The sequence below is a fragment of the Sphingomonas sp. 10B4 genome (genome assembly GCF_035019905.1).
Classification (GTDB): domain Bacteria; phylum Pseudomonadota; class Alphaproteobacteria; order Sphingomonadales; family Sphingomonadaceae; genus Sphingomonas; species Sphingomonas glacialis.
In genome coordinates this window covers 20,799-46,217 of record NZ_JASJVC010000005.1, presented here as the reverse complement: position 1 = coordinate 46,217, position 25,419 = coordinate 20,799, and the positions used below count along the sequence as shown (strand labels likewise).

The 25,419-nt window shown below is 62.3% G+C and carries 29 protein-coding genes and 1 tRNA gene; 10 read left to right on the top strand and 20 right to left on the bottom strand.

All coding sequences use genetic code 11. The features are described 5' to 3' along the window. Window positions 1-26 precede the first annotated feature (26 nt). The 6 genes from QN347_RS02610 to QN347_RS02585 all read left to right on the top strand — a co-directional run bounded on the left by QN347_RS02610 (window position 27) and on the right by QN347_RS02585 (window position 3,402). Window positions 27-1,271, top strand: coding sequence for a hypothetical protein (locus QN347_RS02610; RefSeq protein ID WP_322163326.1), 1,245 nt, complete (start codon window positions 27-29; stop codon window positions 1,269-1,271). 83 nt (window positions 1,272-1,354) lie between these two features. Continuing rightward, entirely contained in the window at window positions 1,355-2,071 is a 717-nt protein-coding gene (locus tag QN347_RS02605) for an HNH endonuclease (RefSeq protein ID WP_322163324.1), read from the top strand. Then, on the top strand, window positions 2,068-2,220 hold the full coding sequence (locus QN347_RS02600) for a hypothetical protein (RefSeq protein ID WP_322163322.1): 153 nt from the start codon (window positions 2,068-2,070) through the stop codon (window positions 2,218-2,220). Before QN347_RS02605 ends, QN347_RS02600 begins: the two co-directional genes overlap by 4 nt. Next, on the top strand, window positions 2,217-2,663 hold the full coding sequence (locus QN347_RS02595) for a lysozyme (RefSeq protein WP_322163321.1): 447 nt from the start codon (window positions 2,217-2,219) through the stop codon (window positions 2,661-2,663). Before QN347_RS02600 ends, QN347_RS02595 begins: the two co-directional genes overlap by 4 nt. After that, on the top strand, window positions 2,660-2,905 hold the full coding sequence (locus QN347_RS02590; protein ID WP_322163319.1) for a hypothetical protein: 246 nt from the start codon (window positions 2,660-2,662) through the stop codon (window positions 2,903-2,905). The genes QN347_RS02595 and QN347_RS02590 overlap by 4 nt, the downstream gene beginning before the upstream one ends. Beyond that, window positions 2,902-3,402 carry a hypothetical protein gene (locus QN347_RS02585; RefSeq protein WP_322163317.1) on the top strand — a complete coding sequence of 167 codons (501 nt, stop codon included), beginning with the start codon at window positions 2,902-2,904 and terminating at the stop codon, window positions 3,400-3,402. Before QN347_RS02590 ends, QN347_RS02585 begins: the two co-directional genes overlap by 4 nt. Window positions 3,403-3,658: 256 nt before the next feature. Here QN347_RS02585 and QN347_RS02580 read toward each other — a convergent pair whose 3' ends face one another. After that, window positions 3,659-4,207, bottom strand: coding sequence for a hypothetical protein (locus tag QN347_RS02580; protein WP_322163315.1), 549 nt, complete (start codon window positions 4,205-4,207; stop codon window positions 3,659-3,661). A 56-nt stretch (window positions 4,208-4,263) separates the two neighbouring features. Between QN347_RS02580 and QN347_RS02575 the strand changes: the two genes are divergently transcribed. Continuing rightward, window positions 4,264-4,551, top strand: coding sequence for a hypothetical protein (locus QN347_RS02575; RefSeq protein ID WP_322163314.1), 288 nt, complete (start codon window positions 4,264-4,266; stop codon window positions 4,549-4,551). A 97-nt stretch (window positions 4,552-4,648) separates the two neighbouring features. Here QN347_RS02575 and QN347_RS02570 read toward each other — a convergent pair whose 3' ends face one another. From QN347_RS02570 to QN347_RS02555, 4 genes are all read right to left on the bottom strand, one after another. After that, entirely contained in the window at window positions 4,649-4,786 is a 138-nt protein-coding gene (locus QN347_RS02570; RefSeq protein ID WP_322163313.1) for a hypothetical protein, read from the bottom strand. Beyond that, window positions 4,773-6,329 (bottom strand): ATP-binding protein, encoded by a 1,557-nt coding sequence (locus QN347_RS02565; RefSeq protein ID WP_322163312.1) that lies wholly within the window; start codon window positions 6,327-6,329, stop codon window positions 4,773-4,775. Before QN347_RS02565 ends, QN347_RS02570 begins: the two co-directional genes overlap by 14 nt. A gap of 141 nt (window positions 6,330-6,470) precedes the next feature. Continuing rightward, the gene (locus QN347_RS02560) at window positions 6,471-7,433 is read right to left on the bottom strand and encodes an IS1595 family transposase (protein WP_322163310.1); all 963 of its coding nucleotides are present in this window, start codon (window positions 7,431-7,433) and stop codon (window positions 6,471-6,473) included. A gap of 104 nt (window positions 7,434-7,537) precedes the next feature. Continuing rightward, window positions 7,538-7,780: a hypothetical protein gene (locus QN347_RS02555; protein WP_322163308.1), complete on the bottom strand. Its 243-nt coding sequence runs from the start codon at window positions 7,778-7,780 to the stop codon at window positions 7,538-7,540. A gap of 80 nt (window positions 7,781-7,860) precedes the next feature. Between QN347_RS02555 and QN347_RS02550 the strand changes: the two genes are divergently transcribed. After that, window positions 7,861-8,046, top strand: a complete 186-nt coding sequence (locus tag QN347_RS02550) for a ribbon-helix-helix protein, CopG family (protein WP_322163306.1) — start codon at window positions 7,861-7,863, stop codon at window positions 8,044-8,046. After that, window positions 8,033-8,491: a GIY-YIG nuclease family protein gene (locus tag QN347_RS02545; RefSeq protein WP_322163305.1), complete on the top strand. Its 459-nt coding sequence runs from the start codon at window positions 8,033-8,035 to the stop codon at window positions 8,489-8,491. The genes QN347_RS02550 and QN347_RS02545 overlap by 14 nt, the downstream gene beginning before the upstream one ends. 110 nt (window positions 8,492-8,601) lie before the next feature. Here the strand turns inward: QN347_RS02545 and QN347_RS02540 are convergent. From QN347_RS02540 to QN347_RS02515, 6 genes are all read right to left on the bottom strand, one after another. Continuing rightward, a tRNA-Arg gene (locus QN347_RS02540) sits at window positions 8,602-8,678 on the bottom strand. 86 nt (window positions 8,679-8,764) lie between these two features. Further along, on the bottom strand, window positions 8,765-9,466 hold the full coding sequence (locus QN347_RS02535; RefSeq protein WP_133188785.1) for a class I SAM-dependent methyltransferase: 702 nt from the start codon (window positions 9,464-9,466) through the stop codon (window positions 8,765-8,767). A 263-nt stretch (window positions 9,467-9,729) separates the two neighbouring features. Next, window positions 9,730-10,191: a DUF1178 family protein gene (locus QN347_RS02530; protein ID WP_322163301.1), complete on the bottom strand. Its 462-nt coding sequence runs from the start codon at window positions 10,189-10,191 to the stop codon at window positions 9,730-9,732. Further along, window positions 10,188-11,009: a carbon-nitrogen hydrolase family protein gene (locus QN347_RS02525; RefSeq protein WP_322163299.1), complete on the bottom strand. Its 822-nt coding sequence runs from the start codon at window positions 11,007-11,009 to the stop codon at window positions 10,188-10,190. Before QN347_RS02525 ends, QN347_RS02530 begins: the two co-directional genes overlap by 4 nt. Further along, window positions 11,006-11,263, bottom strand: a complete 258-nt coding sequence (gene grxC, locus QN347_RS02520; RefSeq protein ID WP_133188791.1) for a glutaredoxin 3 — start codon at window positions 11,261-11,263, stop codon at window positions 11,006-11,008. The genes QN347_RS02525 and grxC overlap by 4 nt, the downstream gene beginning before the upstream one ends. 35 nt (window positions 11,264-11,298) lie before the next feature. Beyond that, a complete protein-coding gene (locus QN347_RS02515) occupies window positions 11,299-12,033 on the bottom strand; it encodes a ComF family protein (protein ID WP_322163296.1) in 735 nt (244 codons plus the stop codon). A 44-nt stretch (window positions 12,034-12,077) separates the two neighbouring features. Between QN347_RS02515 and QN347_RS02510 the strand changes: the two genes are divergently transcribed. Then, entirely contained in the window at window positions 12,078-12,986 is a 909-nt protein-coding gene (locus QN347_RS02510; RefSeq protein WP_206365659.1) for a methyltransferase domain-containing protein, read from the top strand. On the opposite strand, the gene QN347_RS02505 is transcribed toward QN347_RS02510, so the two are convergent. The 9 genes from QN347_RS02505 to QN347_RS02465 all read right to left on the bottom strand — a co-directional run bounded on the left by QN347_RS02505 (window position 12,924) and on the right by QN347_RS02465 (window position 25,412). Then, window positions 12,924-13,313 (bottom strand): response regulator, encoded by a 390-nt coding sequence (locus QN347_RS02505; RefSeq protein WP_133188797.1) that lies wholly within the window; start codon window positions 13,311-13,313, stop codon window positions 12,924-12,926. The two genes, QN347_RS02510 and QN347_RS02505, sit on opposite strands and share 63 nt — an antisense overlap. Window positions 13,314-13,372: 59 nt before the next feature. Then, window positions 13,373-15,835, bottom strand: a complete 2,463-nt coding sequence (locus QN347_RS02500) for an ATP-binding protein (RefSeq protein ID WP_322163293.1) — start codon at window positions 15,833-15,835, stop codon at window positions 13,373-13,375. A gap of 57 nt (window positions 15,836-15,892) precedes the next feature. Further along, window positions 15,893-17,293: an EAL domain-containing protein gene (locus tag QN347_RS02495; RefSeq protein ID WP_322163292.1), complete on the bottom strand. Its 1,401-nt coding sequence runs from the start codon at window positions 17,291-17,293 to the stop codon at window positions 15,893-15,895. A 400-nt stretch (window positions 17,294-17,693) separates the two neighbouring features. Then, window positions 17,694-18,863 carry an acetylornithine deacetylase gene (argE, locus tag QN347_RS02490; RefSeq protein ID WP_322163291.1) on the bottom strand — a complete coding sequence of 390 codons (1,170 nt, stop codon included), beginning with the start codon at window positions 18,861-18,863 and terminating at the stop codon, window positions 17,694-17,696. A gap of 35 nt (window positions 18,864-18,898) precedes the next feature. Further along, window positions 18,899-20,374 carry an efflux transporter outer membrane subunit gene (locus QN347_RS02485; protein WP_322163289.1) on the bottom strand — a complete coding sequence of 492 codons (1,476 nt, stop codon included), beginning with the start codon at window positions 20,372-20,374 and terminating at the stop codon, window positions 18,899-18,901. Continuing rightward, window positions 20,371-21,987 carry a DHA2 family efflux MFS transporter permease subunit gene (locus QN347_RS02480; RefSeq protein WP_189674947.1) on the bottom strand — a complete coding sequence of 539 codons (1,617 nt, stop codon included), beginning with the start codon at window positions 21,985-21,987 and terminating at the stop codon, window positions 20,371-20,373. Before QN347_RS02480 ends, QN347_RS02485 begins: the two co-directional genes overlap by 4 nt. 1 nt (window position 21,988) lies before the next feature. Next, a complete protein-coding gene (locus QN347_RS02475) occupies window positions 21,989-23,209 on the bottom strand; it encodes an HlyD family secretion protein (protein ID WP_322163287.1) in 1,221 nt (406 codons plus the stop codon). Then, window positions 23,206-23,844: a CerR family C-terminal domain-containing protein gene (locus tag QN347_RS02470; protein ID WP_322163285.1), complete on the bottom strand. Its 639-nt coding sequence runs from the start codon at window positions 23,842-23,844 to the stop codon at window positions 23,206-23,208. The genes QN347_RS02475 and QN347_RS02470 overlap by 4 nt, the downstream gene beginning before the upstream one ends. Before the next feature lie 86 nt (window positions 23,845-23,930). Then, window positions 23,931-25,412 carry a flavin-containing monooxygenase gene (locus QN347_RS02465; RefSeq protein WP_206365660.1) on the bottom strand — a complete coding sequence of 494 codons (1,482 nt, stop codon included), beginning with the start codon at window positions 25,410-25,412 and terminating at the stop codon, window positions 23,931-23,933. Between the last annotated feature and the right edge of the window lie 7 nt (window positions 25,413-25,419).

The following is a 25,419-nucleotide window of genomic DNA, read 5'->3' as shown; positions in this document are numbered from 1 at the left end:
GCCGCTGCGCCGGTCGAGGGGGAATAATGGTAACGCCACCACTGAGCGACGAACTGCTGGCCGAGGCGGTCAAGGGTTACGCCGAGCACGGCAACAACATGGTGCACGCGGCTGCGGCGCTGGGGATTGCGCCTTCGACGTTGCGAACGAGGCTAAAGATCGCGGCTCGCAGTGGCATGGCTCCGGGCCATTGGACGAGCGGGACCGCCCCCGGCTTTATCGTGGATCGCGTCAATATCACGCGCGGTAAGGATGGGGTTGAGCGGACGCACGAACGCCAGGTGCCGGAAGGCCAGCTAGACGCATCCGCCATCCCCACGACGCATATCAAGGGGCGGCTTACGGTCACGTCGGGGCCGAACGGGATTGAGCGGATACACCAACGCTACATGCCCGATGAGGCGCGGCAAGCGGAAGCAATGCGCGCTGCGGCTGAGGCGATGGCGGAAGCGCTTCCCCGGTTATCGCCAGAACGCGTGCCGAACCTAACGCTAAAGCATCTCCTAACGCTCTACACGTTCACCGATTTCCACCTTGGCGCGCTTTGCTGGCACAAAGAGGGTGGGGCTGATTGGGACGTGAAGATTGCGGAAGCGGTCGGTATGGCCGCGATGCAAGCGATGGTGGCGCAATCCCCGCCAGCCGATACCGGCGTTGTGTCGTTTCAAGGCGACTTCATGCATTGGGATGGTCTGCTGCCCGTCACCCCCGGCCACGGCCATGTACTCGATGCTGACAGCCGTTTCGGCAAAGTCGTGGAAGTTGCGATCCGGCTTATTCGCCAGCTTGTTTCGCTCGCCCTCCAAAAGCATCGCAACGTCCGGCTGCTGATACTCGAAGGCAACCACGATATCTCGTCGTCGCTTTGGCTTCGAAAGCTATTTGGCGCGCTCTATGAGAATGAGCCTCGCGTCGCGGTGCACGATAGCGAATTGCCCTATTTTGCCTTTGCGTGGGGCAATACCATGCTTGGCTTCCACCACGGACACCTGAAAAAGAACGACCAGCTTCCGGCCTTCTTCGCTGATCAGTTCCGATCGATGTGGGGCGGGTGCAGCAAGGTATATATCCATACCGGGCATCGGCACCACAAAGAGGACAAAGAACATTCTGGCGCGCGGGTAATTCAGCACCCCACCTTAGCCGCGAAGGATGCTTATGCCGCGCGTGGCGGTTGGTTGAGCGAGCGCGCGATTACTGCCGTCACCTATCACAATGTTTTTGGCGAGGTCGGAACGACGACTATAACGCCCGAAATGCTTGCCGCATGATAGGAACAATGATAGAACGGACGGATCGGGGCAGCGTTGGCGCGCTACCCTCGATCCTGACCACACGAGCGTTGGAGCGCCCGATGGCTACCGTTGTTTCTAAAGCATGCAGCGCGTGCAAGCTAGATAAGCCGTATTCGGAATTTTCACCGGATGCTCGTGCTACTACTGGCCTTCAACCTCGTTGCCGCGAATGCTGCCGAAAAGCAAAAAAGGCAGCGCGCGGTTCCGATATCGATGGTGCAAACGCGAAGTTGCGCGCACGCTATGCTGAGTCCGGCGCAGGCCGTAGAGCAAGCAACAACGCTTGGCGCGAACGCAACCGCGACCAACTTCTAGCGGGCAAGAAGCGCTGGTATAAAAGTGTTCGGGATGACCCGGCATTTATTGCCAAGGTCCGCCAGCGCGCGATCGATACGAAAGATCATAAGCGTGTTTACGATCAAGAATATCGGCAGCGCGATCCGCAAGCCTGCCGTGCGCGAGCGCTCGCATGGGCGAAGCGCAACCCTGAGAAGCGCGCTGCGATTTCGAAGGCCTACAGCGGTCGCCGTCGTGCTCGGACGGCAACGGGGGTCGGTGGGAAAGCTCTGAACGACTGGACGATTGCGCAGCCAAAGCGCTGCTACTGGTGCGGTAAAGCCTGCGCAAAATCCTTCCATGTCGACCATTATGTGCCGTTAGCGCGCGGGGGTGAGCACGAGCTACACAACCTCGTCATCGCGTGCCCGCCCTGCAACCTGAAGAAAAACGCCAAAGACCCTTTCGAGTTCGCTCAAGAGGTTGGGAGACTTCTGTGACCGAGAACCTCCGCTACCTGATCGCTGTCGCCAACTCATCCTACGAGAACGGCGACGGCTGGAACGCGAAACGCGATGCCGAGCAGGCGCTCAAGAATTGGCGCGACTGGCTGCCGGCGCTGCTCGATAAATTGGAGACGAAGGCATGACACCTAGCAAAGCCTGTGCGGATCTCGTCCGCTCGTTCGAAGGTGAGGAACTGAGGGTCTATCCCGATCCCGCCACAGGCGCAGCGCCCTACACGGCTGGCGTCGGCCACACTGGCCCCGATGTGAAGCGCGGCATGGTCGTCACGAAGGCCATGTCGGACGACTGGCTGCGATCGGATCTGGCGCGCTTCGGATCGGGCGTTACCGCGCTCGTCGGAGCGCACAAGACCACCCAAAGCCAGTTCGATGCGCTGGTGTCGTTCGCCTTCAACCTCGGGCTGGGCAATCTGGCAACCTCCACGCTGATCAAGAAGCACAACGCTGGCGACTATGCCGGCGCAGCGCTCGAGTTCGGGAAATGGAACAAGGCAGCAGGCAAGGTCATGGCTGGCCTGACGCGCCGCCGTGCTGCTGAGGCTGAAATGTATCGGGAAGCGAAATGAACGCTCAAGAACAGCTTATCGCATACATGGCGACGCTCGCAGCCTTGGTGATTGCGCTTGTCGGCTCCATGCTGATCGCTGCGTTTGTGCCTGGCATCCTGGGCCATGTGGCAGACTTCGGCATCGGCACTGTCACGGGCGGGCTGATCGGCGTTCTGCGCATCCCTAGCACCCGCCAGAACCCTGTCGCGACGACGGACAGCGGCGATGTGAGCGTGACGACGCAGGGAGGGGCGAAGTGATCCTGCTCTACATCCTCGCAAACTGGAAATGGCTGCTCGGCGCTGCTGCATCGGCTGGCCTCGCCATCGCCCTGACCTTCACCGCCATCGACCGAAACCAGTGGCGGGCAACCTCCCGCAAGCAAGCCGCCGTCCTTGCGCTCGTCAAACCTGCGCAGGATCTCGCGCTCGCCAAAGCAAAACAGGCCATCGCCGACACCGAGGCCCGATACAAAGGACACGCCAATGACGCAGACACCGCATACGCTGCCGGGATGGCGGCTGCTAGTACCGACACTGATCGCTTTATCGCTGCTCACCGGGTGCCAGTCTGCGCCGCTGGTGGTGCAGCCAGCGGAACCGCTCCCGCCACCTCGGGTGGCAGTGCCGGCGTTCCTGCTGACCTGTCCGGCTATTCCGTCGTGGCTAACACTGACGTGCAAGCCTGCTCCGGTGCAGCAACCTACGCGATGAAGGCTCGGGATTGGGCGCTGGGGTTGGATAGTGTGAGTAAGTAGCGGCGGGCTCTAGGCTATCCGCGGCCCCGGCGTTCCCACCCGCTCGACCGTCCCCGCATCCTCTGGCGCTGGGGGATGGGTGGAAGAACGCTTAGGCAAGCATTCGGTAGGCCCCATGCCGTCGTCGCGGTGATCCCACGCATGATCTACCACTGCGTCTGAAAGCTGATCACCTCGTTTCCTCGTGATCATCCACATATCGGCTGCGAACATACCCCGTTCGAAATACGCCTTCTCATACTCCATCGCGTCTCTCTCATTCTGCACTTGGCGTCTCCCTGATAGCGAAACATGCGGCAAGCAGCGCCTCATCGTAGCAGGCGATGCAGTCTTCCCAGCCGAATTGACCATGCTCGCACTGACCAACCTTGTTGGCTGGCGCCGGATATCCTTCGCTGATGGCTGCCTCAAACCTATCGGCAGCCCCCGCAACCGCAGCCGAAACCCGCGCGTCCTCGCCGGTGATGTGGGCGAGCGCGGCGAGGGCTGCACAGGCATCGGGATTGTAATCCTCATCGGCACCATCGTTATAGCCTACTTTGTAAGCCTCTCTGATAACCTCGTCTGGAACCCCAACAGACGAAAGCGCGGCCGCAGCTTGGTTGCATAGGCTGATATATGTACCGATGAACCCCCTTGAGCTTTCATCAGCTGGCCGTGCTCCATATAAGAGCAACCGCCCCACCAGCGCCTCAACGTCCAGTTGGGCGGTAAGCTGCGTCTGCGGCACACCCTTGCTGCATGGTCGCATCGCTGCGTCCGCATAGCTCATGCCGGTCTCGCCGAAATCGATTGGTAGGGTCATAGAACATCCTTCGTTTGCGCGCCCACTGCGGGGCGGGGGGATAGGACTGCCGCTGCTTGCCGCTCGAACTTGCAGAGTGCGTCAAAAGCCCGCTCGTATCGCTCTTCGTCACCCGTGCATGCGGCATAGGCATCCCCGAGGCGACATTCGCGGATCAGCTCGACTGCATCGGCCAGCCAACGCGCATAGTTCGGCATATCTATCACTTCGGCGATTACGTATCTTACAAACCCTACTGCAAAACCGCTCTGGCCAGTTGGAAAATTGCGGCTACCAACCCGAGGATTGCGCACCACCGCATGATTGCCACACCAAGCTTTGACGGCGGTCGGGTTCGAGAGTGAGCAGCGCTAAGGACGGCCGACATCCATTGAGGCTTCACGGCGATGGGCAGAAAAAGTACGACCGCGCAAACTGAGAGTAGAACGTCGGGTTGATCGCTCACTCAGGCTTCTCCGACACCGGCTTATGCTTCACGATCTTGCGCAGCCTCTCATCAAAGCGCGCCTCGTCATCGTCGGTTTCGAGGTCTCGCGCGGCTTCCTTGAATTTGTCGAGTTGGGATTTATCGCTGCTCATCAGTTTTCTCCACCAACCGATAATGAGACTTTGCGTCTCGGGCATAGGTTCCACTAACAAAATCCAACACGCCTTTACGGACTAAGCGGTCTAGGTCCTTCTTTGACGTCGCCCAAGTGCGTCCAGTTAGCCGCGATGCATCAGAAACATGTATGATCCTGTTTCGATATGCGTGTGCTGCTAGCGCAATCTCGTGTTCTTGTAGTATTCGCCAGAGTTCGACGCCGAAGTACACTGCTACATCACGGTCTGATGCCCTCTTTCGAGTGAGATGATCATTAAATAGTGTCACTCGAACGACAACGCCATGAAGCGCTTCTTGCTTGAAAATGGGGTCCGGGAGGCTGTAATTTGCCATGCTTTCCCTGATACGCCTCGTTCCCTCGCGCGCCATTTGGACATATCCAAGGTAGCGCATTGCATCCATGAAATGGTGGTTTCGTGCAGCGCGAGTCAGATATAAGTTGGTTTCGTTGACCGGTGGAACAAACCCTCCGGGACTCTCAATTTCCATGCGGTTCGGAAACAGCTTTACCGTAATTTCCGTACCGGCGAAGCTGTAGGAGCGATGTACGCAAGCGTTGACCAGTGCTTCGAACCAAGCCCATCTCGGGTATTCCGGGGTCGTCTCAAACTTACCGTCTTTGTTCAACCAAGTAACATCGTATACCAATTCATCTAGTTCCGCCGCAGATGCTCTTATAATCTCAACCACATTTCCTTCAAAGAACCGATCTCGTAGTGGCGTGTAGCTGTTACCCGATCCCTCTACGTTATCGCCAAAACGCTGTACTCTTACGCGGCATCCGGGAATACTCTTTCTGGGACTTTTTGCGGCCAGAAGGACGAGGGCATTGTTAGGAGTTACAACGCCTTTGTCATCAGTCAGTAAATACCGGTCTTTCAAAATCTCAGCATTACTCCAGTTCTCTCGCCGTTCTCTAGACCTAAATCCATCGCAAAAATCTTGAACGATCCCATCGTCAAAGTCGTCTGGGTATGTGTACGGAGCGCGGGCAAGCTCGAACGTTAGTTCTTGCCGCGTCGATCTAAAATCCTGCTTTTCTTCGTCGCTCATTTTGTGAATAGAGTCGCCGTAACGGATCCAAGCTTCTTGCTTGTTAGTTTCGATAAGACGACCGATGTACGGTATGTAGATGGCAATGCAAAAGTCCGGCTTTCCATCGACGGTTGCTTGTATTCTGCGAAATTCAGGCCGAGACTCGGGGCAAAGCTGGGTGTGGTTATGCTCAATTCTATTAGCTTGATCATATGACAAGCTACTGCACCCGGTAGGCTTGCCATGCGAATCTGCGCCGAAAACAAGGACACCGCCGTCCGGCGTATTTGAGAAGGCGCTAAGGTATTTGGCCATGTCGGCGTAATCAACTTTGACACCGCCTTTATAGTCTATTCGTCGCCCCTCTGAAAAGAACGGCATCATCTGTGCCGTCAGCCGCACCCATATCTCGCGAGGGGTCCAAAGCGCGGGGAAGTCGGCAACCGTAAAGGGGCCCTCGAATGGCAATTCCATTTGGCTCATGTGAGCAAGATACAGTGTGTCGACCCGCACGTCGACACACTGTATGCAGGGGTGTCGACGATTGCGTCGACACCCCCCCCCTATCGATGTGGCTTGCACCTCCATCGCGATCGGACGCGTGACACATTCCCGCAAGGCAACTTAGGCGAAGTGACGAGCTGTTTGGTAAGTCAGGCGCTTGCCGACGATGCCCTTGAGCCCTTCGACGGTGCGCGCCTTATCGTCCACGCCGTTCGCGATCCGGTTGTTATAACGGAACTCGTACTCGGCGAGGTAGCGGTGCAGATGCTGCTCGCCGCAGTGCTGGTAAACGCCCTTCATCCCACGCTTGAAGATCGAGAAATATCCCTCGACCGTGTTGCTGTGAATGCGGCGGTCAACGAGATCGACGTACTGCCCGGCGCTGTGCGTCGTGGTGCCGTGACCGGCAAAATGATCGGAAATCTTCGTGTATGCCTTATGCTCGTCCGTCATGATCGTGGCTTCGCGGGCCACGTTGGCGAGGACGATCGGCATCAGCGTAGCGGCCGTCACGTTGTCCACGACCATCGTGCGAGCCTTGCCGCTGTCGCGATCGACCAGTGCCAGCACCTTCATCTTGTGATGGAACGCGCGCTTGACCGGCGCACCCTTAACGCGGCCGATGAACGTCTCGTCCACTTCAACGATACCGCCGCCCGAACCGAACGGCGCGAGATCGCCCGAACGCATCGCCTCGCGGATGCGGTGCGACAGGAACCACGCCGAATTGTACTGGATTTCGAGGACGCGGCTGAGCTGGTGCGAACTGATACCCTTCTTGCTCGACATCATCAGGTGAACGGCCTGGAGCATGATGTGGAGCGGGAGCTTGGCGTCCTCGAACACGGTGCCGACCTTGACCGTGAACTGCTTGCGGCACTCGCCGCACTTCTTAAGGCCATGGCGCAGCGCGCCTTCCGGGCTCTTCTTGCTCGGCTTACCACGGACGCCCACCAGATCGTACACGCGGCCCTTCACGACGCCGCAATGCGGGCAAACCGAACCGTCCGCCCAAACGATGCTTTCGAGGTACGCGAAGGCTGCGGCTTCGTCGTGAAAGCGGGGCTGGGAAAGAACGGACATGACGGCATTGCTCCTTGCCGTCTGCCCTACCGTTCCAGCGTGGGTTTGTCAAATACGTAATCGCCATCACTTCTCCCCTCCCGGCTGGAGGGCGACGGCGGTCGTCATGCCGTCGCACTCCCAGCACAACGCCACAAGTGGATCATGTAAGGCAGGCTGCGAGCGATGTTGCTGTTGCCAGCCGCATCGTACCAGTAGAACCGGCCGCGCGCCCCGACATCCAAAAGCGCCTGCTTGAGGCCAGCCCTCCCATAAGGCGCGAACCGGAACTCACCGTTCGAGGCCGTCCAGTAAACGTAGGCCCGATGTCCATAGCGCGCTTTGCGTTTCAGTTCTGCATGGGTCATGTCCGCTTGCCTTTTTAGATGGTGTAAGTTGTGTAACTCCGCCACTTGCACACGTCAAGTGAGTTGTGTAACTACCTGTTGTGCAGCAACCGACGCTGTGGCAAACGGCAGCGATGGAGAAAAAAGACGTGAGAGTGCAGCTCGTGATCTCGCCAAGCGAGATTGAGGCTTTGGACGCCTGGCGCGCCAAGCAACGCATCTGGTCGCGCTCGGAGGCGATCCGGCAGCTGATCGCGGAGGGGGTGAAGCGCGATGGCGTACGGTGATAGTTTCGCCGGATCGGTAGTTTACGTCGTTTCCCGAGGAGACGGTTGGCACAAGATAGGCGTGACGGCTGATATCCAGCTGAGGCTTTACCACATTCACCGAGATATCGGCTTCAAGCCGGTAACCTTGGTCCACACGGTTGCTGCCGATCGCGCCGCAGCTAAGGTCGAGAACTTGGCCCATTGGGCATTGATCGACTTCGAGCACGACCACGAATGGTTTCGGGCGAGCGCGGAGCAGGCGATCCAAGCTGTTGAGAATGCAATGGCGCGCTATGAAGCGGGAGACCGGATGCAGGCAAAATTCTGCGTACAGAAGAGGCTGGCAGTGTGCGACGCGATCAACGCCCGCATCCCTGCAGTTCTTCGCCCGAGAGAGACTCGGCACCGCTTGATCGAAGCGGCTGTGTTGGCGGAACTTGCGAGGCGGGAGCGTACCGCCTGACCGGGAACATTCAAAGAACGATCCGGGAACCTGAAACACCGAGGTTCCAACTGCACCTTTAACCCAAGGTGCAGCGGTGGTAAGGAAGCCTAGATTTCTGCGGGTTTGCTTGGTGCCCCCGAGTGGATTCGAACCACCGGCCTGCGGTTTAGGAAACCGTCGCTCTATCCACCTGAGCTACGGGGGCTCCGGGGATGTCCCTAGATTTGCAGCGCCCCCAGGTCAATCTCGATCACATCACAGCCCGTGCAGAGTTGAGTTGCACGCGGCCTGTCAGCGGTAGGCGTGAACGATCATGCGGCGGGTTTTCAAGTCTGCTCGCGGCAACCAGGAAACTGCATGAGGCTTGCCGGCAATCGTGACGTCGATCCGCGAAAAACCCAACCGCTCGAGCAGCAAGCGCACCAGCGCGGGATTGGGCGCCCAGAAATTGGTCGGATCCCCGCCGAGCTCGTGGCTCTGGATGAAACGTGCCAAGGGCGCCTTGGTATTGATCATCGTCGTCTCGGTTTCGACGACCAAATGATCCCGGCACATTGCCGCGGCCGCCTCGAGATGGCGGTAGATGTCGGTGACGTGATACAGGACGCCGAGGAACAGCACGACATCGAACTGACCGAACTTTTCGGGCGTCAGACCCAATGGCTCGACGTCGAACGAGCGGACCTTGGAGCCAAGCCGGGAATGAATGAAATCAAAGCCGTCTTTGGTGCCCCAGCCCGGCCCGGACCAGCAGAAATGATCGGTCGCCAGCACATCCGCGGCACCGCGCCGCTCCGCCTCGAACGAGAAATACCCATCCCAAGCGCCGATATCGAGCACGCTTTTGCCGGTCAGGTCATCGGGCAGGATCGCCGCGGCCTCGCGCCGGAGAATCGCTTCGGACTTATAGCCCTTGATCGATTCACCGTCGGGCAAGTCGAACGAATGAAACCATTGAATGCCATGCGCTACGCAATCAGCTAGATTCGCCACTTACGGTATTCCCTGCTTTTATCGGTTACGTCGCGATAGGTTTCGAACGAGGTGCCAAGGCTCGCAGCATTGGCGGAGGATCGAGCCCGGCGGCCCCTGCGGTGCCGTTGGTCTGAACCATAGCTGCCAGGGCGGGGCAACCGCAAATTCGCTCTAACCAACGCTGCGCACGATGTTTGTATCACGGGCAGGTCACCAAGCAGAACACGCCAGCCAGCGCCCGCAATAGGGTCAGCCGCACCCGACTGCCGTAACAAACCCGGTCAGTTCACCGATCGGGGCGGGACGACTGGCAGGGGTAGCGCGGCGATCGGGACGCCGTCGTCGATCAACGCTTTGGCCTCTGCCACCGTGGTTTCTCCGTGGATCGGTGTGGATGCCGTCTCCCCGACATGCATCGCACGCGCCTGGTCGGCAAAACCGCGGCCGACCCATTGCGAGGTTTCAAGCATTTGGGCCTGTGCAGAGGCCAGAGCGTGCAGCGCGGCCTTGATTGCTTGCGGCGTGGGTTGCGCTGGCGAATCCGGCTTGGTGACGGCGACCGCGCTGCGGCTATTCCCCTTCGCGCCGACGTTGGGCGCCATCACGGCCTTGGTCACCGTGCGATCGCCGCAGATCGGGCACGCCAGAAGGCCGCTTTCCTGCTGGTTCTCAAACGCGCGGCTGGACCCGAACCACGCCTCGAACACGTGCGTCTTCGAACAGCGCAAATCGAACACGATCACGCCGACGTGACCTCGGGGATCGGGCGACGGTGCGCGAGGACCGGAATCCGCGCTCGCACATCGGCGATACGGGCCGCGTCAATCTCCGCAAAACCGAGACCCGCCGCGTCGTCCATGTCGAGGATCACCTCGCCCCATGGATCGACGACGAGCGAATGGCCGTAGGTCTCCCGTCCGTCCTGATGCGTCCCGCTCTGTGCAGCGGCGACGACATAGGCGCCCGCCTCGATCGCGCGTGCGCGGAGCAGCACATGCCAGTGTGCGGCACCAGTCGGCTTGGTAAACGCGGCAGGCACCGCGAGCACCGTCGCGCCGGCGTTGCTCAACGCGCGATAGAGATCAGCAAAGCGGAGATCGTAGCAGATCGACAGCCCAAGCGCGCCCGCTGGCGTCTGCGCGACAACGGCGCCCGCGCCCGGGGCATAGCTCGCCGATTCGCGCCAGCTCTCCCCGCTTGGCAAATCGACATCGAACAGATGAAGCTTGTCGTAACGCGCGCGGATCGCGCCGCTATCGTCGATCACGAATGCGCGGTTCGCGAGCCGACCGTCAGGGCCGAGCACCGCAAGCGATCCGAGATGGACCCAAAGGCGATGCTCCGCCGCGGCCGATCGCACGGCCGACAGCACCGGGTCGTCCTCCTCGCGGCGGAGGTGCTGCGCCGCACGGCCGCGGTCCCGATCGACCAGCCCCGACATTTCCGGGGTAAACAGCATCGCCGCACCGGCCGCGGCGGCGTCCGCAACGGCCGATACGATCGTCCTGGCGTTGGCGGCGGGATCGATCCCGCTCGTCATCTGCGCCAGCGCGATCTTCATGCCGCCAGCAGCGCGTCCAGCTTGCCCGCGCGCTCGAGCGCGGCGAGATCGTCCGATCCGCCGACATGCTTCCCGTCGATGAAGATCTGCGGGACGGTGGTGCCGCCATTGGCACGTTCGAGCATTTCGGCACGCTTGGGGCCGCCCATCGTGATGTCGAACTCCTCGGGCGTGGCGCCCTTCGAAGCGAGCAGCTTCATCGCACGCGCGCAATAGGGACAGAAGGCTTTGGTATAGATTTCGATCTTTGGCATCGATCAAAGATGTGGACGCAAGTCGGTGTTGTCAATCAGCGAGCGTCGCGCGCGTCGTCGAGGACGCGCGCCCAGCACAGGATCGAGACCTTCGCGGCCCCCGCGCGCAAGAGGACGCGTACGCACGCATCGGTGGTGGCGCCGCTGGTATAGATGTCGTCGATCAGGACGACCGTCTTGTCGCGCAGGCGGGCGTGCGGATCGACCACGCGAAACACTCCCGCCACTGCCCGCGCCCGCGCCCTCGCGCCCATACCGCGCAGCGGCGGTGTGGCCCGCACGCGGCGGAGCAGAAGCGGATCGTTCGGCACGTCGCATGCAATCGTCAGCGCGTGCGCAATCAGCGCCGCCTGGTTGAAGCCGCGCGACCATAAGCGCCAGCGATGCAACGGCACCGGGATCAGCAACGCCGCATCGGCGGGCATCAGCCGCGCCATCTGGCGCCCGACGGTCTCGGCGAGGGCGGTGCGGCCACCATATTTCAGGCGGAGCGCAACGGTGCGCGCGACCTCGCCATAGGCGACTGCGGCGTGGATGCCGGCATGGTCGGGCGGGTCGGCGAGGCACTGCGCACAGAATGCGTCGTCGCCGCGATCATAGGCGAACGGACCGTTGCATCCGGCACACCAGGGCGGCGCTAGAAAGCGCAATTTGCCCCAGCACTCGGCGCAGAACTGATGGTCGTCGCCCGTCACGCCGCCACATCCCGGGCAGCGCGGCGGAAGTGCGAAATCGGCGACGAAGCGCAAGGGGATAAGCCAGGGCGACACGCCGGCCCTTGTCGCGCGGCCTCGCCAGCGGCACAAGCGCGGCAATGAGTGTCCCCGATATCTTCGACCGCGATGCGCGCCGCCTTCGCCGCGACCGCGCCGCCCCCGGCTTTGCCGCGTTCGATTTCCTGCGCACGGCGATGCTCGACGGGATCACCGAGCGATTGGCGAGCGTGACGCATCGCTTCACCGACATGCTCGATCTCGGCTGCTTCGACGGCGCGCTGCAAGGCCCCGAAGGCGCGACCGTGACGCGCTGCGACGCGGGCGCGGCGTTCGCGGCGCGCGCAGGCGGCATACAGGCGGACGAGGACCGGCTCCCCTTTGCCGCCGGCGCGTTCGACCTGGTCGTCTCGGTGGGCGTGCTCGACAGCGTCAACGATCTGCCGGGTGCTTTGACGCTCGCGCGGCGTGCGCTGCGGCCCGATGGGCTGTTCCTCGCGGCGTTTTGCGGGATGGGTACGCTGTCGACGCTGCGCGCGGTCCTGCGCGAGGCCGAAGGCGATCGCCCCGCGGCGCGGATCCATCCGCAAATCGACGTGCGATCAGCGGGGGACTTGCTGATGCGCGCCGGCTTCGCGCTCCCGGTTGCCGATATCGAGCCGCTGAGCGTGCGCTATCGCGGCATCGGTGGGTTGCTCCGCGATCTGCGCGGGATGGGCGGCACCAACATCCTGCGCGACCGCACCCCGTTACGCCGCGACACGCTCGCGCGCGCGGCAGACCTGTTTGCGGCGCGCGCGGAGCCCGACGGCAAGACCGTCGAGCATTTCGATATCGTCTATCTTACCGGCTGGTCCCCTGCCCCGTCGCAACCCAAACCGGCGCGACGCGGCAGCGCGACCGCATCAATGGAGGGCGTGCTCGGGCGACCGGCCGGCAGCGCGCGCTCAGCCGATCATCCCGTCGCCAATCCCCTTGGCGAGCATCCGTCCGATCGCATCGAACAGTGAGTCCATTGCGACGGGCTTGAACAACACTTCGTCGGCCCCCTCGGCGAGGCACCGCTCGCGCAGATCGACCGCAGTATCGGCGGTGAGGACGATGACCGGCAGATCGGCCTTTGCGTCGCCGCGCCCGCGGATGCGGCGCAATGTCTCAAAGCCATCCATCCCCGGCATGCGCAGGTCGAGCAACACGATCACGAAGTCTTGAGTGTCGATCAGCGCGAGACCGGCCTCGCCGCTCTCGGCACCAGTCATGGTTGCGCCCGCGACATCGAGCATGTCCTTCACAACACGGCGATTCATTGGGTCGTCTTCGATGAACAGAATATTCATCACACCATTGCCAAGCGATTAAAGGGGTAAGACACATACGACATTACAGAATCTCTATTTCATGCCGCTTGAGTGACACGGGTGAATACGGTGCGACTATCATCGGGGGCGCTGTCGAACAACACCGCCGCAAGCGCAACGCCCGCGATCGGTTTGGCGACAAGCTGATCGATCCCTGCGACGGAAAAACGGACACGGTGCGCTTCATCGGGTGCAGGCCACAACAATGTCGTCCGTACGGGACAGCTACCGAGCGTGGCAAGCGCCGCATCGAGATCCGGCTCGGCCGTGATCGTGCCGTCATCGATCAGCACATGGGCGACACCGCCCTCCCCGATCCGGGCGACCGCTTCGTCAACCGACGACGCGAACACGATCTCGCCCGCGCGCGCGGCGAGCACGGCGCGCAACATGCTTCGCGAAATGGGGTTGCGGTCGAGAATGAGGAGCGCGGTCGCCGCCACGGCCGGATCCACCGCGACCGCCGCGGGGGCTGCAGCCAGTCGTAACGGCAGTTCGAGCGTGAAGGTCGACCCACTTCCGACTGTGCTCGTGACGCCGATCGCGCCGTCCATCGCCTCGGCCAGGTTCAGACAGATGGCAAGGCCAAGACCCGTACCGCCGAATTGCCGCGTCGTGCCCGCATCGACCTGTCGGAACGATTCGAAGATGATGCCGAGCTTGTCGGCGGGAATGCCGATCCCGCTGTCGGTGACCGCGATCGCCAGAACCGAAGCCCGCGCCGATGCGGCAAGCCGGATTTCACCCGCCGCGGTGAACTTCAGCGCGTTCGACAACAGGTTGAAGGCGATCTGCCGCACGCGCGCGGCGTCGCCGACCACGTGATCGGGGCAACCGTCGAGGTCGAGCACGAAGCGCACGCCCTTAGCACGCGCTTGCTCCTCCCACAGCCGTGAGACGTCGCGCAGCGTAGCCTTGAGATCGTACGGCACGTCTTCGAGCGTGAGGTTGCCGGTTTCCATCTTCGCCACATCGAGAATGTCGTCGACGAGGGCCCGCATCGAGACGCCCGCACCGTGGACGACGCCGATCCGATCCCGCAACGAATCGGTTAGCGTCCGGTCGGCGAGCATCACCTGCGTCATGCCGAGGATGCCGTTGAGCGGCGTGCGGATCTCGTGGCTGGTCGTCGCGAGAAACTCGGTCTTGGCGGCGAGCGCCTTGGCGAGCGCGGCATTGGTCCTGGCAAGGTCGACGTTGGCAGCGCGCACCTCGTTGCGGCTGCGGCGGATCGTGATCAAGCCGAAAGCGAGCATCGCCATGATGATCAGCGTCGCGACCGCGGCGCCTCCGAAGATCGTTTGCTGAGTGCGGGCACGCAGCTTCGCATCGTCGATGTTGCGCTGCAGTTGCGCGCGCCGGAGCTTCTCGAGGTTGAGCTCCTGGCTCGCGAAATCGAACCGCGCGGCGGCGAGTGCGGTGTTGGCCGAAGCGGCCAGCTCGGACGTCTTGTCGTCGAGCGCCTTGAGCGCCTCGAGATGGATCAGCGCCTGCGCCTGATTCCCGGCCTGTTTGAAGATATCATAAGCGGTCTGATGCGCCTCGCGAACGTCGAGCGTGGGGGCTTCGGGATCGACACTGGCAAAGGCGCGGGTGATCAGTCGTTCGGCGAGCGGCATATGGTTGCGCAGCCGGGCAGACCAAGCAGAGAGGACGAGGAAGTGGTTCAGCGCCGACCTAGCTTCAGCACCATTCGCTGCCGCAAGGCCGAGCGCAACCGAGCGATCGGCCTCGACGGGTTGCCCTGCCAAAAGTTGACCTCTGGCGATGTTGCGGAGCGTCTGCGCCTCCATCGCCGGACTGGCCAGTCGACGCGCAATTGCCAGAGCCTTGCGAAACTCGATTTGCGCCTCCGGAATTCGATGCAGTTCCTGCAACGAAATCCCCCGATTGATATAGACCGAAAAAGATGTTTTCGGATCACCTTGATAGACGTCCAGAGACTTTGCGAAATATTTTAGTGCCTGCTCCTGATTTCCGGCTTCTTGATACAGTACACCAATCAAAACGATTGCTATCGCTTGGCTTCGCGTTTCGCCGACAGCTCGGAAGACTTCGTGGGCCTGCTGATATGCCGCAAGCGCACCGGCGACATCGGCCTGCGCCATCTTCAAGCCGCCGCGCGAAAGCAGCAGATCGCCATACAGCTTAGTGGGAGGACCAGCTTTGGCGACGAGACCAATGGCATGATCAATAAGGGGCTTTGCCCGGTCGAGATCGTTGAGCCGGAGAAATGCCTCTCCTTGTAGCCACTGCGCGGTTGCTACAGCGATGATCTTGCCGCGACCAACCATGACTGCGCTGGTACGCTCCGCAGCTTTCGCCTGCAGGATCGCCTTCGCCGGATCGGTCATCATCTTGGCCATCGAGTCGGCGACGAGCGCCTTGTAGCTCGCCTCGTTCGTGGAGTCGTCTTTCCCAACCTGAACGTCAGCAGCCGCCACCGGTATCGCAAACGCGAGTACCGTGAGAGCAAAAGTCCGGAGAAGCACGCGCCACATCACTGCCTTTTGCAGCCTAAAATGTTAAAGCGACGCTAACCTGCCGCATCAGAGCCATTAGGCACTTTTCCAGAACGCTGCCGAACGCTGGAACATCGACTTGCGCGGATCCTCCGCCGGGCGCTCGCGGTAATCGTGGAGGAAGCGCCGAAAGGCATCAATCGAGACCGGGCGGCTGATCAGATATCCCTGGATCATATCGCACCCCATCACCGATAGGAGCGCCATCGCCGCTTGGGTCTCGACGCCTTCGGCCGTCACTTCCATGTCGAGCGCATGCGCGAGGTCGATCGTCGACCGCACGATCAAGGGATCGCGATTGCTGCTGGTCAATTGCAAGACAAACATCTTGTCGATCTTGAGCTCGCGCGCCGGCAGCTGTTTGAGATAGGCGAGCGACGAAAGCCCCGCCCCATAATCGTCGATCGCAATGACAATGCCTTGATCAGCCAGAATCTGCAGATTGGCGATGGCGCATTCCGGATCGCGAATGACGGCGGTCTCGGTGATCTCAAAGCCGATCTTGACGCCGCCTTCGCGCACTGCAGCGCATGCCGTTTCGACGAAATGCTTGTCGCCGAGCAACTGGCCGGAAATGTTGATGAAGATCGTCAGGTCATGGCCGTCGGCGGCGAGCACGCGCTGGTCGCGGATCACCTCGTCGATCGTCCAAAGCGTCAGTGCGGAAATTTGCCGAGCTTCCTCGGCGACGGTGATGAAGTCACCGGGCAGGATCAATCCGCGAGTCGGGTGCTGCCAGCGGACCAATGCCTCGGCGCTGGTGATTTCCTGCTTACGAACATGCACCTTGGGCTGATACTGAAGGAACATCTCGCCACCCGCGATGGCACGCGGCAGCTCGCGCGTCAGTGTCAGCCGATCGAACGCGGCAGTGCCCGCCGATAGATCGCGCAGGACGGTCTCCTGATCGGCATGGGTATCGTCGAGCGCCCCTTCGGCTTCTTCGACCAAGCGGACGTCTTCGGTCGTACCACGCGGCGCCCCGGCTGCCCCCACCAGAATCTCGAAAGCGTGCAATTCGGTGTCGATGTCGAACGGTCGCGCCGTTGCCTCTCGCAATTTTGCAACAGCAGCTTCAAGCGCTCCGAAGCCGTCACCGATAAACGCCACTTCGATGGTAGCACGACCAATCGCCAAGCTCGACGCCTCGGGCAACGCCACCGCAATGCGCGCCTCGAGTTCGCGTGCGAGGTCTTCGGCGCGAGTTGGCCCGAGATGACGGCGCAGCGCGGCAAAATTCCCGATCTGGACGAGGCACACGAACTGCCATGCACCGATGCGCAGAGTCGCCGCACCGCGTTGCAGACCACGTTTTACGCTGGTGCGGCGCGAGGGTGCGACGCTGGCCACGGTAGTGGCGCCATCGGCAGCACCGCGTGGCGATGAACCCCGGGCCGGACGCCGGGGAGAAAGGTGAGGTTGCAGGATGCGCGCCATGACACTGGGCTAACCCCCAGCATTGAAAGAACAGTTAAGGCGCGCTTGCCCGTTCCGAAACCCCAAAAGCCGGATTGCTTCATCCTTAACAGTATATTAAGCATGTTTCGCACCCGACTGGGTGTCACATGGGAGAAAAGTAATGCTGCGTTTTATCCTCGCGATGATCTACGGTGAATCTTCGCGCCCCTTCTGAACCTCGTTCCGACCCGACACGACCGAGATTAGGTCCTTTTTGGAGCGATTTATCGGACGTGTCGGGTCATCATGCCCTGATTTTAATATGTCGGTTTAAAATTCGGCCGCAGTAACCACAGAACAGCTTAAAATCGTTTCTGACCCGGCAATTGACGTAGAGCGCAGTTAGCCTGGCGGCTTCGCCTCCAAATATTTTTTCGCCCTAACGCAACGCCTCTATCAGCCGCCGCATAAACGCCGCGCCGCGCTCGAATTGAGCGATCTCCAGATACTCATCCGCCTGATGCGCTTGCTCGATCGAGCCCGGCCCGCAGATGATCGTCGAAAATCCCGCACCCTGAAATTGCCCGGCCTCGGCTGCATAGGGCACGACACGCGCCGGACCATTGTCTCCAGCCAGGCGCCGCGCCAGCGTTTCGGCCGCACCACCGGGCTCGGGCGCGAACGAAGGCGTTCGGGAGCGACGCGCGACAACGACACCGGCGTCGGTAAACCGCGCCTTGAGCGCCTGATCTTCCTCCGCGCAGGCGGCAAGGAACGGCGCGATGATCGTATCCGGATCCTGCCCCGGCGGCGTCCGCAGATCGAAGGTGAAGCCGCACTCGCGTGCCAGGATGTTCACCGCAGTCCCACCCTGCATCAGGCCGATCGTGAGGGTCGCATGCGGGGGGTGATAGAGCGATTCGGGATCGGGATGCCGCTCGAACGATTCGGCCAGTATGCGCAATCGGGCCATGAGCCCAATCGCGACCATATTGGCCGAGACTCCGAGGTGCGTCAGGCTCGAGTGCGCCTCGTGCCCCGTCACCGTCACGCGCCAGGTCGAGATGCCCTTATGGCCGCTCACGACCTCCATATCGGTCGGCTCGCCGACGATGACGGCGATTGGCGCCGGCAGCTCGGCGACCAGTGCGCGGATCATCGACGGCGCGCCGAGGCAGCCGACCTCCTCGTCATAGGAAAAGGCCAGATGCAGCGGCCGAGCGGTTTTGCCGCGCGCAAAGGCCGGGACCGCCGCCAGCGCCAGCGCGAGAAAGCCCTTCATGTCGCATGTTCCGCGACCGTAAAGCCGCTCGCCGCGGGGTGTCAGCGTAAACGGATCGCTCGTCCACGCCTGCCCGTCGACGGGCACGACATCGGTATGTCCTGACAGGACCACCCCGCCCGGCACGGCCGGCCCGATCGTTGCGTAGAGATTGGCCTTCGAACCATCGGCATTCGCGACGCGACGCGACTCAACGCCGAGGTCGCCGAGGTACGCCTCGACATATTCGATCAGCCGAAGGTTCGAATCGCGCGATGTGGTGTCGAAACCGATCAGCGCTTCGAGATGCGCCAGCGCGGCGGTTTGCAGGTCGTCGGAAAGGTCCATCGGCCAATCCTAGGCGTCGAGCGAACCGCTGCCAATCACCCGGCCTTGGCTTCCTCCCAGCCCCCGCCGATCGCCTTGAACAACGCCGCCGTGTCCTGCCGCAACTGCGCGTCGCTCGCGACGAGTTGCTCGCGCGCGCTGAGCACGGTGACTTGCGCGTCGATCAACGCGTTCTGCGCAACGAACCCTGCACTATATTGCGCATAGACCGCATGGTTGGTCGCTTCCGCATCGGCGACCGCGCGACGCAGCGCCGCGTTGCGCCGTCGCTCGGCGTCGATCCGCGCGAGCGGATCCTCGACATCGCGCAACGCGCCAAGCACCGTTGCCTGATATTGGAGATACGCCTGTTCGCGGTCCTCCTTGCGGACGCCGACCGTCGCACGACGCCGGCCCCAGTCGAGCAGCGGAAACGTCACGCCGCCGACGCCCGTTGCCTGGATGCTGTCGCGCGAGAACAGCGAGGCGAGCGACGTCGACAGGAGCTCCGCCATCCCGGTGAGTTTGAACTTGGGATACAGGTCGGCCACCGCGACACCGATATCGGCGGTCGACGCCGCGAGATTGCGCTCGGCCATGCGAATATCGGGACGCCGCCGCAGCAAATCCGATGGCAGCCCTGCCGGCACGACGGGCATGGCCTGCAATGGCGGTAACGGCGCGGTCAGCTCGGCGGTCAGGCTTTCAGGTTGCGCGCCAAGCAGGATACCCAGCGCGTGGATCCGGACGCGCACATCCGCGCGCAGCGGCTCGAGCCGCGCTTCGAGCGTGGTGATCTGCTGCTGCTGACGCGTCACGTCGATCTGCGGCGAGAGCCCGACCTTGGCGACGTTCCCGGCGATCTGCAGCGATCGACGCTGTCGCCCGAGTTCGTCCTCGACCACTGCGATCTGCGCTTGATCGAGCCGCATCGCGAAATAGGCCTGCGCCACTTCAGCACCAAGCGTGACCGCGGCATCGCGTTGCGACCAGATCGCGGCGTCGGTGCGCGCCAGAGCGCCCTCGACGCTCCGCCGCCCACCGCCGAACAGATCGATCTCCCAGCTCGCATCGAAGCCTGCGGCATAGGTGGTGATGCCGCTGCCCGGCAGCGCGATTCCTCCCGAGCTCACCGAACCACCCGCGCCGCCGCCCGAGAACAGGCTGGCGAGCGAGGAGAAGCCAGCGTTCCTGCTGAACTCGACATGCGTCACATTGCCCGTCGCATCGACCGTCGGTTTGCCGATCGCGTGCGCCGCGATCTCCTGCAGCCGTGCCTGGCGGACGCGCGAGCCAGCGATCGCGATGTTCGGACTGTCCTTCAGCGCGCGCTCGACGAGCGAGGTCAGCGTCGGATCGCCGAACGCGGTCCACCAGTGTGCCGGGTCGATCGTCGCGCCGGGAGCGGTGGCTTGCGGCTCGCTGAAGGCGGGCGGCACCGCCATTTCGGGCGCGTGATAGTTCGGGCCAACGGTGCAGCCGGCGACCAGAGTCGCGCCCAGCAGCGCAGTCGTGACGAGAGAGCGGGTCAATGGGCCATGCCTCCACCGGAGCCACCGGACTTGCCGGAGCGCATAAAGAAGACGACCGGGGCTATGCAGAGCACCACGATCATCAGTGAATGAAAGACGTCGAGGAACGCCAGCATCGACGCCTGGCGCTGCACCGTCTGATAGAGCACCGCGAGCGGCGTCGTCGTCGGATCCCCTACCCCGCCAAACGCGCCCCCCGCCTTGGCGAGCCACTCGTTGTAATTGGGGTTGAGCGGGCTCAGGCCATTGACCAGTTCCGACTGATGACGCTGCAAGCCCGACGCCAGCAGCGTCTGCGACGCCGAGATGCCGATCGACCCGCCAAGATTGCGCGCGACGTTGAGCATGCTCGACGCTTGCGCGGTCTTGTTCTGCGGCAACCCGACATAAGCGACCGCGCTGATCGGGACGAACAGGAACGGCAGCCCCATCGCCTGATAGAGCCGCGCAACGCCGGCATCGAGGAACGTGATGTCGGCATTGAGGTGCGTCATATTCCACAGCGCGAAAGCCTGGACGAGCAGCGCCGGGAAGAGCAGCAGCCGGACATCGACGACGCCCGACAGCCGACCGGCGAACGGCACCATCACGAGCGTCGCCACCCCGCCGAACGTCAGTGCGAGCCCTGCCTGGAACGACGTGTAGCCCAGCACCTGCTGCAACATCTGCGGAATCAGCTGCGTCGTGCCGAACAGGATCATGCCGGTCACACCCATCACCAGCAGCGTTAGCGAGAAATTGCGGTTCTTGAGCAATTTCAAGTCAAGCACGGGCTCGGGGTGGTTGGTTTCCCAGAAGGCGAGCGCGATCAACGACAGCGCCGAGATCGTCGCGGTGGTGATGATCAGACCGCTCGAAAACCAGTCCTCGCGCTCGCCGCGATCGAGTGTCAGCTCGAAGAAGCCGAGGCCGAGCGCAATCAGCAGGATGCCGATATAATCGACACGGATGCCGCGCTTGAGCAACTTGGCGCGATCGTCCTTGATCGCCTTCGGCTCGTCGACGAACAGATTGACGAGGAAGAGCGACACGATGCCGATCGGCACGTTGATCAGGAACACCCAATGCCAGCTCGAATTCTCGGTGATATAGCCGCCGAGCGTCGGCCCGAGCACTGGTCCCACCACCACCACGATCGCGAACGCCGCAAACGCCATCCCGCGCAGTCGGGGCGGAAAGGTATCGGCAAGCATCGATTGCTCGACCGGCGCGAGGCCGCCACCGCCGATCCCTTGCAGCACACGCGCGATGACGAGCGTCGACAGGTTCGGCGCCAGGCCGCACATCAGCGACGACAGGGTGAACAGACCGATCGAAATCATGAAATAGCGTTTCCGCCCGATCACGTCGGACAGCCAGCCGCTGATCGGGATGATGATCGCATTGGCGACGAGGTAGCTGGTCAGCACCCACGTTGCCTGGTCGTTGGATACCGACAGGCCGCCGGCGATGTGATCGAGCGCGACGTTCGCGATCGAGGTGTCGAGCACCTCCATGAACGTCGGGATCGAGATGATCGCGACGATCAGCCACGGGCTGTAGCTGCCCGCCGCCGATCGTGTCGGATCCCATCCATCCGCACGTTTCCCGGTCTTTGCCGGGGCGGCGGCCATCTTAGCGGACCTTGACCGTCGGGACGACCGACATGCCCGGCCCCAGCGGATATTTGCGCGGATCGGGACCGTTCTTCAGATCGAACTCGATCCGCACGGGTACGCGCTGGACGACCTTCACGTAATTGCCCGTGGCGTTCTGCGGCGGCAGGAGCGCGAAAGCCTGGCCGGCGCCGCGCTGGATCGAATCGACATGCCCCTTGAACTTGACGTCGGGATAGGCGTCGACCTTGATCTCGACCGGTCGGCCGATTGTCATCAACTGCAGCTGGGTTTCCTTGAAATTGGCGGTGACCCAGATGTGGTCGGGAACGATCGCCATCAGCTGCGTGCCCGGGCCGACATAGGAACCGACATTGACCGAGCGGTTGACGACCTGACCCGACACCGGTGCGACGAGGCGGTTGTCGCCCAGCGTGACCTTGGCTTGCTGGACCGACGCGCGGCGCGCTTCGATCACGGCTTGCGCAGCGGCGACCTGGCGGCGTGCGACGGTGATGTTGGCGGCGGCGCTGTCGATTTGCTGGCGCGCGGCGGCGGCATCGGCCGCGGTCGATCGTGCGGTTGCGCGCGCGGCGTCGAGCTGCTGCGCCGCGACGGCATTCGGATCGAGCCGCACCAGCGCCTGATAGCGGGCGAGATCCTGTTGCGCCTTGGCCGCCGTCGCGAGCGGGCTACGCGCCTGTGCTGCCGCCTGATCGCGGCTCGCCTGCGCTGCGGTGACTTGCGCGCGCGCTTGCTCGTATTGCGCCTGCGCCTGCTTCACGTTGGCGTCGGCTTCGGCGACCTGCGCCTCGGGGCCCGACGGCTCGATTACCGCGAGCAGGCGACCCGCCTCGACGTGCCGGTTGTCGATATCGGCAACCGACTTGAGCGTGCCGGCGACTTTGGGCGAGATGCGCACGATATGCGCGTCGACGAACGCATCGTCGGTCGTCTCATACTGGCGCGCGTCGAGATAATAGAACGTGCCGCCGATCGCGATGACCGCGACAACAATCACGAGAATGATCCAGAACAGCGGTTTGGTGAAGATCGACGGCTTCTTCGTCTTGTCATCGGACGAATCATCATCCTGCGACGCATCGCTGTCGCCCGCATCTTCCTTGGTATCGCCCTTTTGCGCATGGGACGACGCACCGTCTTCATCGCCTTGCCCATTCGTGGGCTTGCGATCTTCGGCGTCGTCGGACTTTCGGGCGGTGCTCTGGTCTTCGCTCATGGAAGTTCCTGTCGTTCGGCAATCAGTTGGTCGAGAATGGCGTCTGTATTGGCCGCGATCCGGGCTGCGAGCAGCGCAATCGCCGCCGAGTCGATGTCGCGGCGTTGCAGCAATTTGAGGACCGTCGCGCGCGAGCCACGGAGCACGATCACCTGGCCCATCAGCGTGATCGCGGTGACCTGCGCGACGGTGGCGTCGCGGCGCGCGGTCGCGATGCAGATCAACTCGACCAGCATGGCGAGCATCCGCCCCATCAACCCACCATAGATGCGCTCGAAGGCTTCGGTCGGCTCCATCTGCTCGCGCATGATGAACAGCGAATACATCGCGCTCTTCGGCCCCGTCATCGTATCGATGAAGCGCCGGATCATGCCATGCAGCAAGGCGCGCGCCTGATCGGGGGTCAGCCCCGCGGGCACCTCATCGATCGAAAGCGTTGCCTTGAAGTCGGTGCCGATCTGCGCGGCGATATAATCCGCGGCGGCAAGGTAGAGGCCTTCCTTGCCACCAAAATGGTATGTGATCGACGACATGGCCGTCCCCGCCTTCGCGGCGATGCTACGCGTGCTCGCACCTTCCAGGCCCTTGCTGGCGAATTCTGCGATCGCGATTTCGAGGAGGCGTTGCTGAAGCACCCGGCGCCGTTAATTCGTTCGAACGAACACGGCAAGAGCAATCTTTCGTTACGCAAGAACACGGACGATCGACCGTGGTTCCGACGTCAGGCGGCGATTTTGTCGGTGCGCTTGGTCGACGCGGGGTTTGAAAACACCATCGCATCGTCGACCGAGCCGAAGCGCAACGTCAGCAAGTCTCGCGCATAGTTCTGATGCAGTCGCCACGGCGACTTGTCGCCCTGCTTGGGGAACCGCGCCATTGCCCGCGTGACATAGCCCGAAGTGAAGTCGAGGAACGGCTTGGGCTCGGGCAGCGCACCTTCGAGCGTTGGCGTCGCCTGGCGAAGGCCGCGCGTCTTCATCGTGTTGAGCAAGCGACAGACATACCCGCAGGTCAGGTCGGCCTTCAGCGTCCACGACGCGTTGGTATAGCCAAAGGACGACGCCATGTTCGGCACGCCCGAATACATCATGCCCTTGTAGTTATAGGTGTCGGCCAGATCGACCGCCTCGCCGTCGACACTGAAAGCCACGTCGCTGAGCAATTGCAGTTCGAGGCCGGTCGCGGTCACCACGATGTCGGCTGGCACTTCCGCGCCGGAGGCGAGCGTGATGCCGTCCGGCGTGAAATGGGCGATCGTGTCGGTGACGACCGAAGCCTTGCCCGTCTTCAACGCATCGAACAAATCCGCATCGGGAACGAGACACAGCCGCTGGTCCCAGGGATTGTAGCTCGGCGTAAAGTGCTTCGCCACGTCGTAATCGGGCCCGAGCTGGTCGCGCACCATGTTGATCAGCCGTTCCTTGGTCTTGGACGGCCGTTTGCGCGCCAAGTTGAAGAACGCCATGCCCAGCAGCACGTTGCGCCACCGCACCAGCCGGTAGGCGAGCATCGCCGGCAGTTTCCGGCGCAGCCAGTTCGCCGTCGCATCCTCGGCCGGACGCGACACGACATAGGTCGGGGAGCGCTGCAGCATCGTCACATGCGCGGCGGTCTGCGCCATGGCAGGCACGAGCGTCACCGCAGTGGCGCCGCTGCCGATGACGACGACTTCCTTGCCGGCATAATCGAGATCGGCGGGCCAGAATTGCGGGTGCACGATCCGCCCCGCGAACTGCTCGGTCCCCGCCCAGTCGGGCGTGTGGCCGCGTGCGTAATTGTAATAGCCGCTGCACATGAAAAGGAAATTGCAGGTGAAGCTGGCCGGACCATCGGGACCGTCGGCGCGCACCGTCCACCGGGCGTCCGATGTCGACCAACTTGCCGTCTGAACGTGATGCCCGAAGCGGATGTGCTGATCGATGCCATAGTCGCGTGCCGTGTCGCCGACATACTGCAAAATCGATGGACCATCGGCGATGGCTTTCGCCTCGGTCCACGGCTTGAACGCGTAGCCGAGCGTGTACATGTCCGAATCGGAACGGATGCCAGGATAGCGGAACAGGTCCCACGTCCCGCCAAGCGTCGCCCTTCCCTCAAGGATTACATAGCTGCGGTCGGGACACAGCGTCTGCAGGTGATACCCCGCTCCGATCCCCGAAAGCCCGGCCCCAACCACCACGACGTCGAAATGTTCTGTGCGCATCGTCACT

Excerpts from the sequence above, each read along its gene's own strand:
- QN347_RS02580 (WP_322163315.1), bottom strand. The coding sequence starts at position 4,207 with ATGACCCTACCAATCGATTTCGGCGAGACCGGCATGAGCTATGCGGAC.
- QN347_RS02590 (WP_322163319.1), top strand. The coding sequence starts at position 2,660 with ATGAACGCTCAAGAACAGCTTATCGCATACATGGCGACGCTCGCAGCC.
- QN347_RS02495 (WP_322163292.1), bottom strand. The coding sequence starts at position 17,293 with ATGGCGCGCATCCTGCAACCTCACCTTTCTCCCCGGCGTCCGGCCCGG.
- QN347_RS02595 (WP_322163321.1), top strand. The coding sequence starts at position 2,217 with ATGACACCTAGCAAAGCCTGTGCGGATCTCGTCCGCTCGTTCGAAGGT.
- QN347_RS02480 (WP_189674947.1), bottom strand. The coding sequence starts at position 21,987 with ATGGCCGCCGCCCCGGCAAAGACCGGGAAACGTGCGGATGGATGGGAT.
- grxC (WP_133188791.1), bottom strand. The coding sequence starts at position 11,263 with ATGCCAAAGATCGAAATCTATACCAAAGCCTTCTGTCCCTATTGCGCG.
- QN347_RS02560 (WP_322163310.1), bottom strand. The coding sequence starts at position 7,433 with ATGTCCGTTCTTTCCCAGCCCCGCTTTCACGACGAAGCCGCAGCCTTC.
- QN347_RS02465 (WP_206365660.1), bottom strand. The coding sequence starts at position 25,412 with ATGCGCACAGAACATTTCGACGTCGTGGTGGTTGGGGCCGGGCTTTCG.
- QN347_RS02610 (WP_322163326.1), top strand. The coding sequence starts at position 27 with ATGGTAACGCCACCACTGAGCGACGAACTGCTGGCCGAGGCGGTCAAG.
- QN347_RS02525 (WP_322163299.1), bottom strand. The coding sequence starts at position 11,009 with ATGAAGATCGCGCTGGCGCAGATGACGAGCGGGATCGATCCCGCCGCC.
- QN347_RS02565 (WP_322163312.1), bottom strand. The coding sequence starts at position 6,329 with ATGAGCCAAATGGAATTGCCATTCGAGGGCCCCTTTACGGTTGCCGAC.
- QN347_RS02545 (WP_322163305.1), top strand. The coding sequence starts at position 8,033 with ATGGCGTACGGTGATAGTTTCGCCGGATCGGTAGTTTACGTCGTTTCC.
- QN347_RS02500 (WP_322163293.1), bottom strand. The coding sequence starts at position 15,835 with ATGTGGCGCGTGCTTCTCCGGACTTTTGCTCTCACGGTACTCGCGTTT.
- QN347_RS02605 (WP_322163324.1), top strand. The coding sequence starts at position 1,355 with ATGGCTACCGTTGTTTCTAAAGCATGCAGCGCGTGCAAGCTAGATAAG.
- QN347_RS02510 (WP_206365659.1), top strand. The coding sequence starts at position 12,078 with ATGAGTGTCCCCGATATCTTCGACCGCGATGCGCGCCGCCTTCGCCGC.
- QN347_RS02555 (WP_322163308.1), bottom strand. The coding sequence starts at position 7,780 with ATGACCCATGCAGAACTGAAACGCAAAGCGCGCTATGGACATCGGGCC.
- QN347_RS02505 (WP_133188797.1), bottom strand. The coding sequence starts at position 13,313 with ATGAATATTCTGTTCATCGAAGACGACCCAATGAATCGCCGTGTTGTG.
- QN347_RS02475 (WP_322163287.1), bottom strand. The coding sequence starts at position 23,209 with ATGAGCGAAGACCAGAGCACCGCCCGAAAGTCCGACGACGCCGAAGAT.
- argE (WP_322163291.1), bottom strand. The coding sequence starts at position 18,863 with ATGGACCTTTCCGACGACCTGCAAACCGCCGCGCTGGCGCATCTCGAA.
- QN347_RS02570 (WP_322163313.1), bottom strand. The coding sequence starts at position 4,786 with ATGAGCAGCGATAAATCCCAACTCGACAAATTCAAGGAAGCCGCGCGA.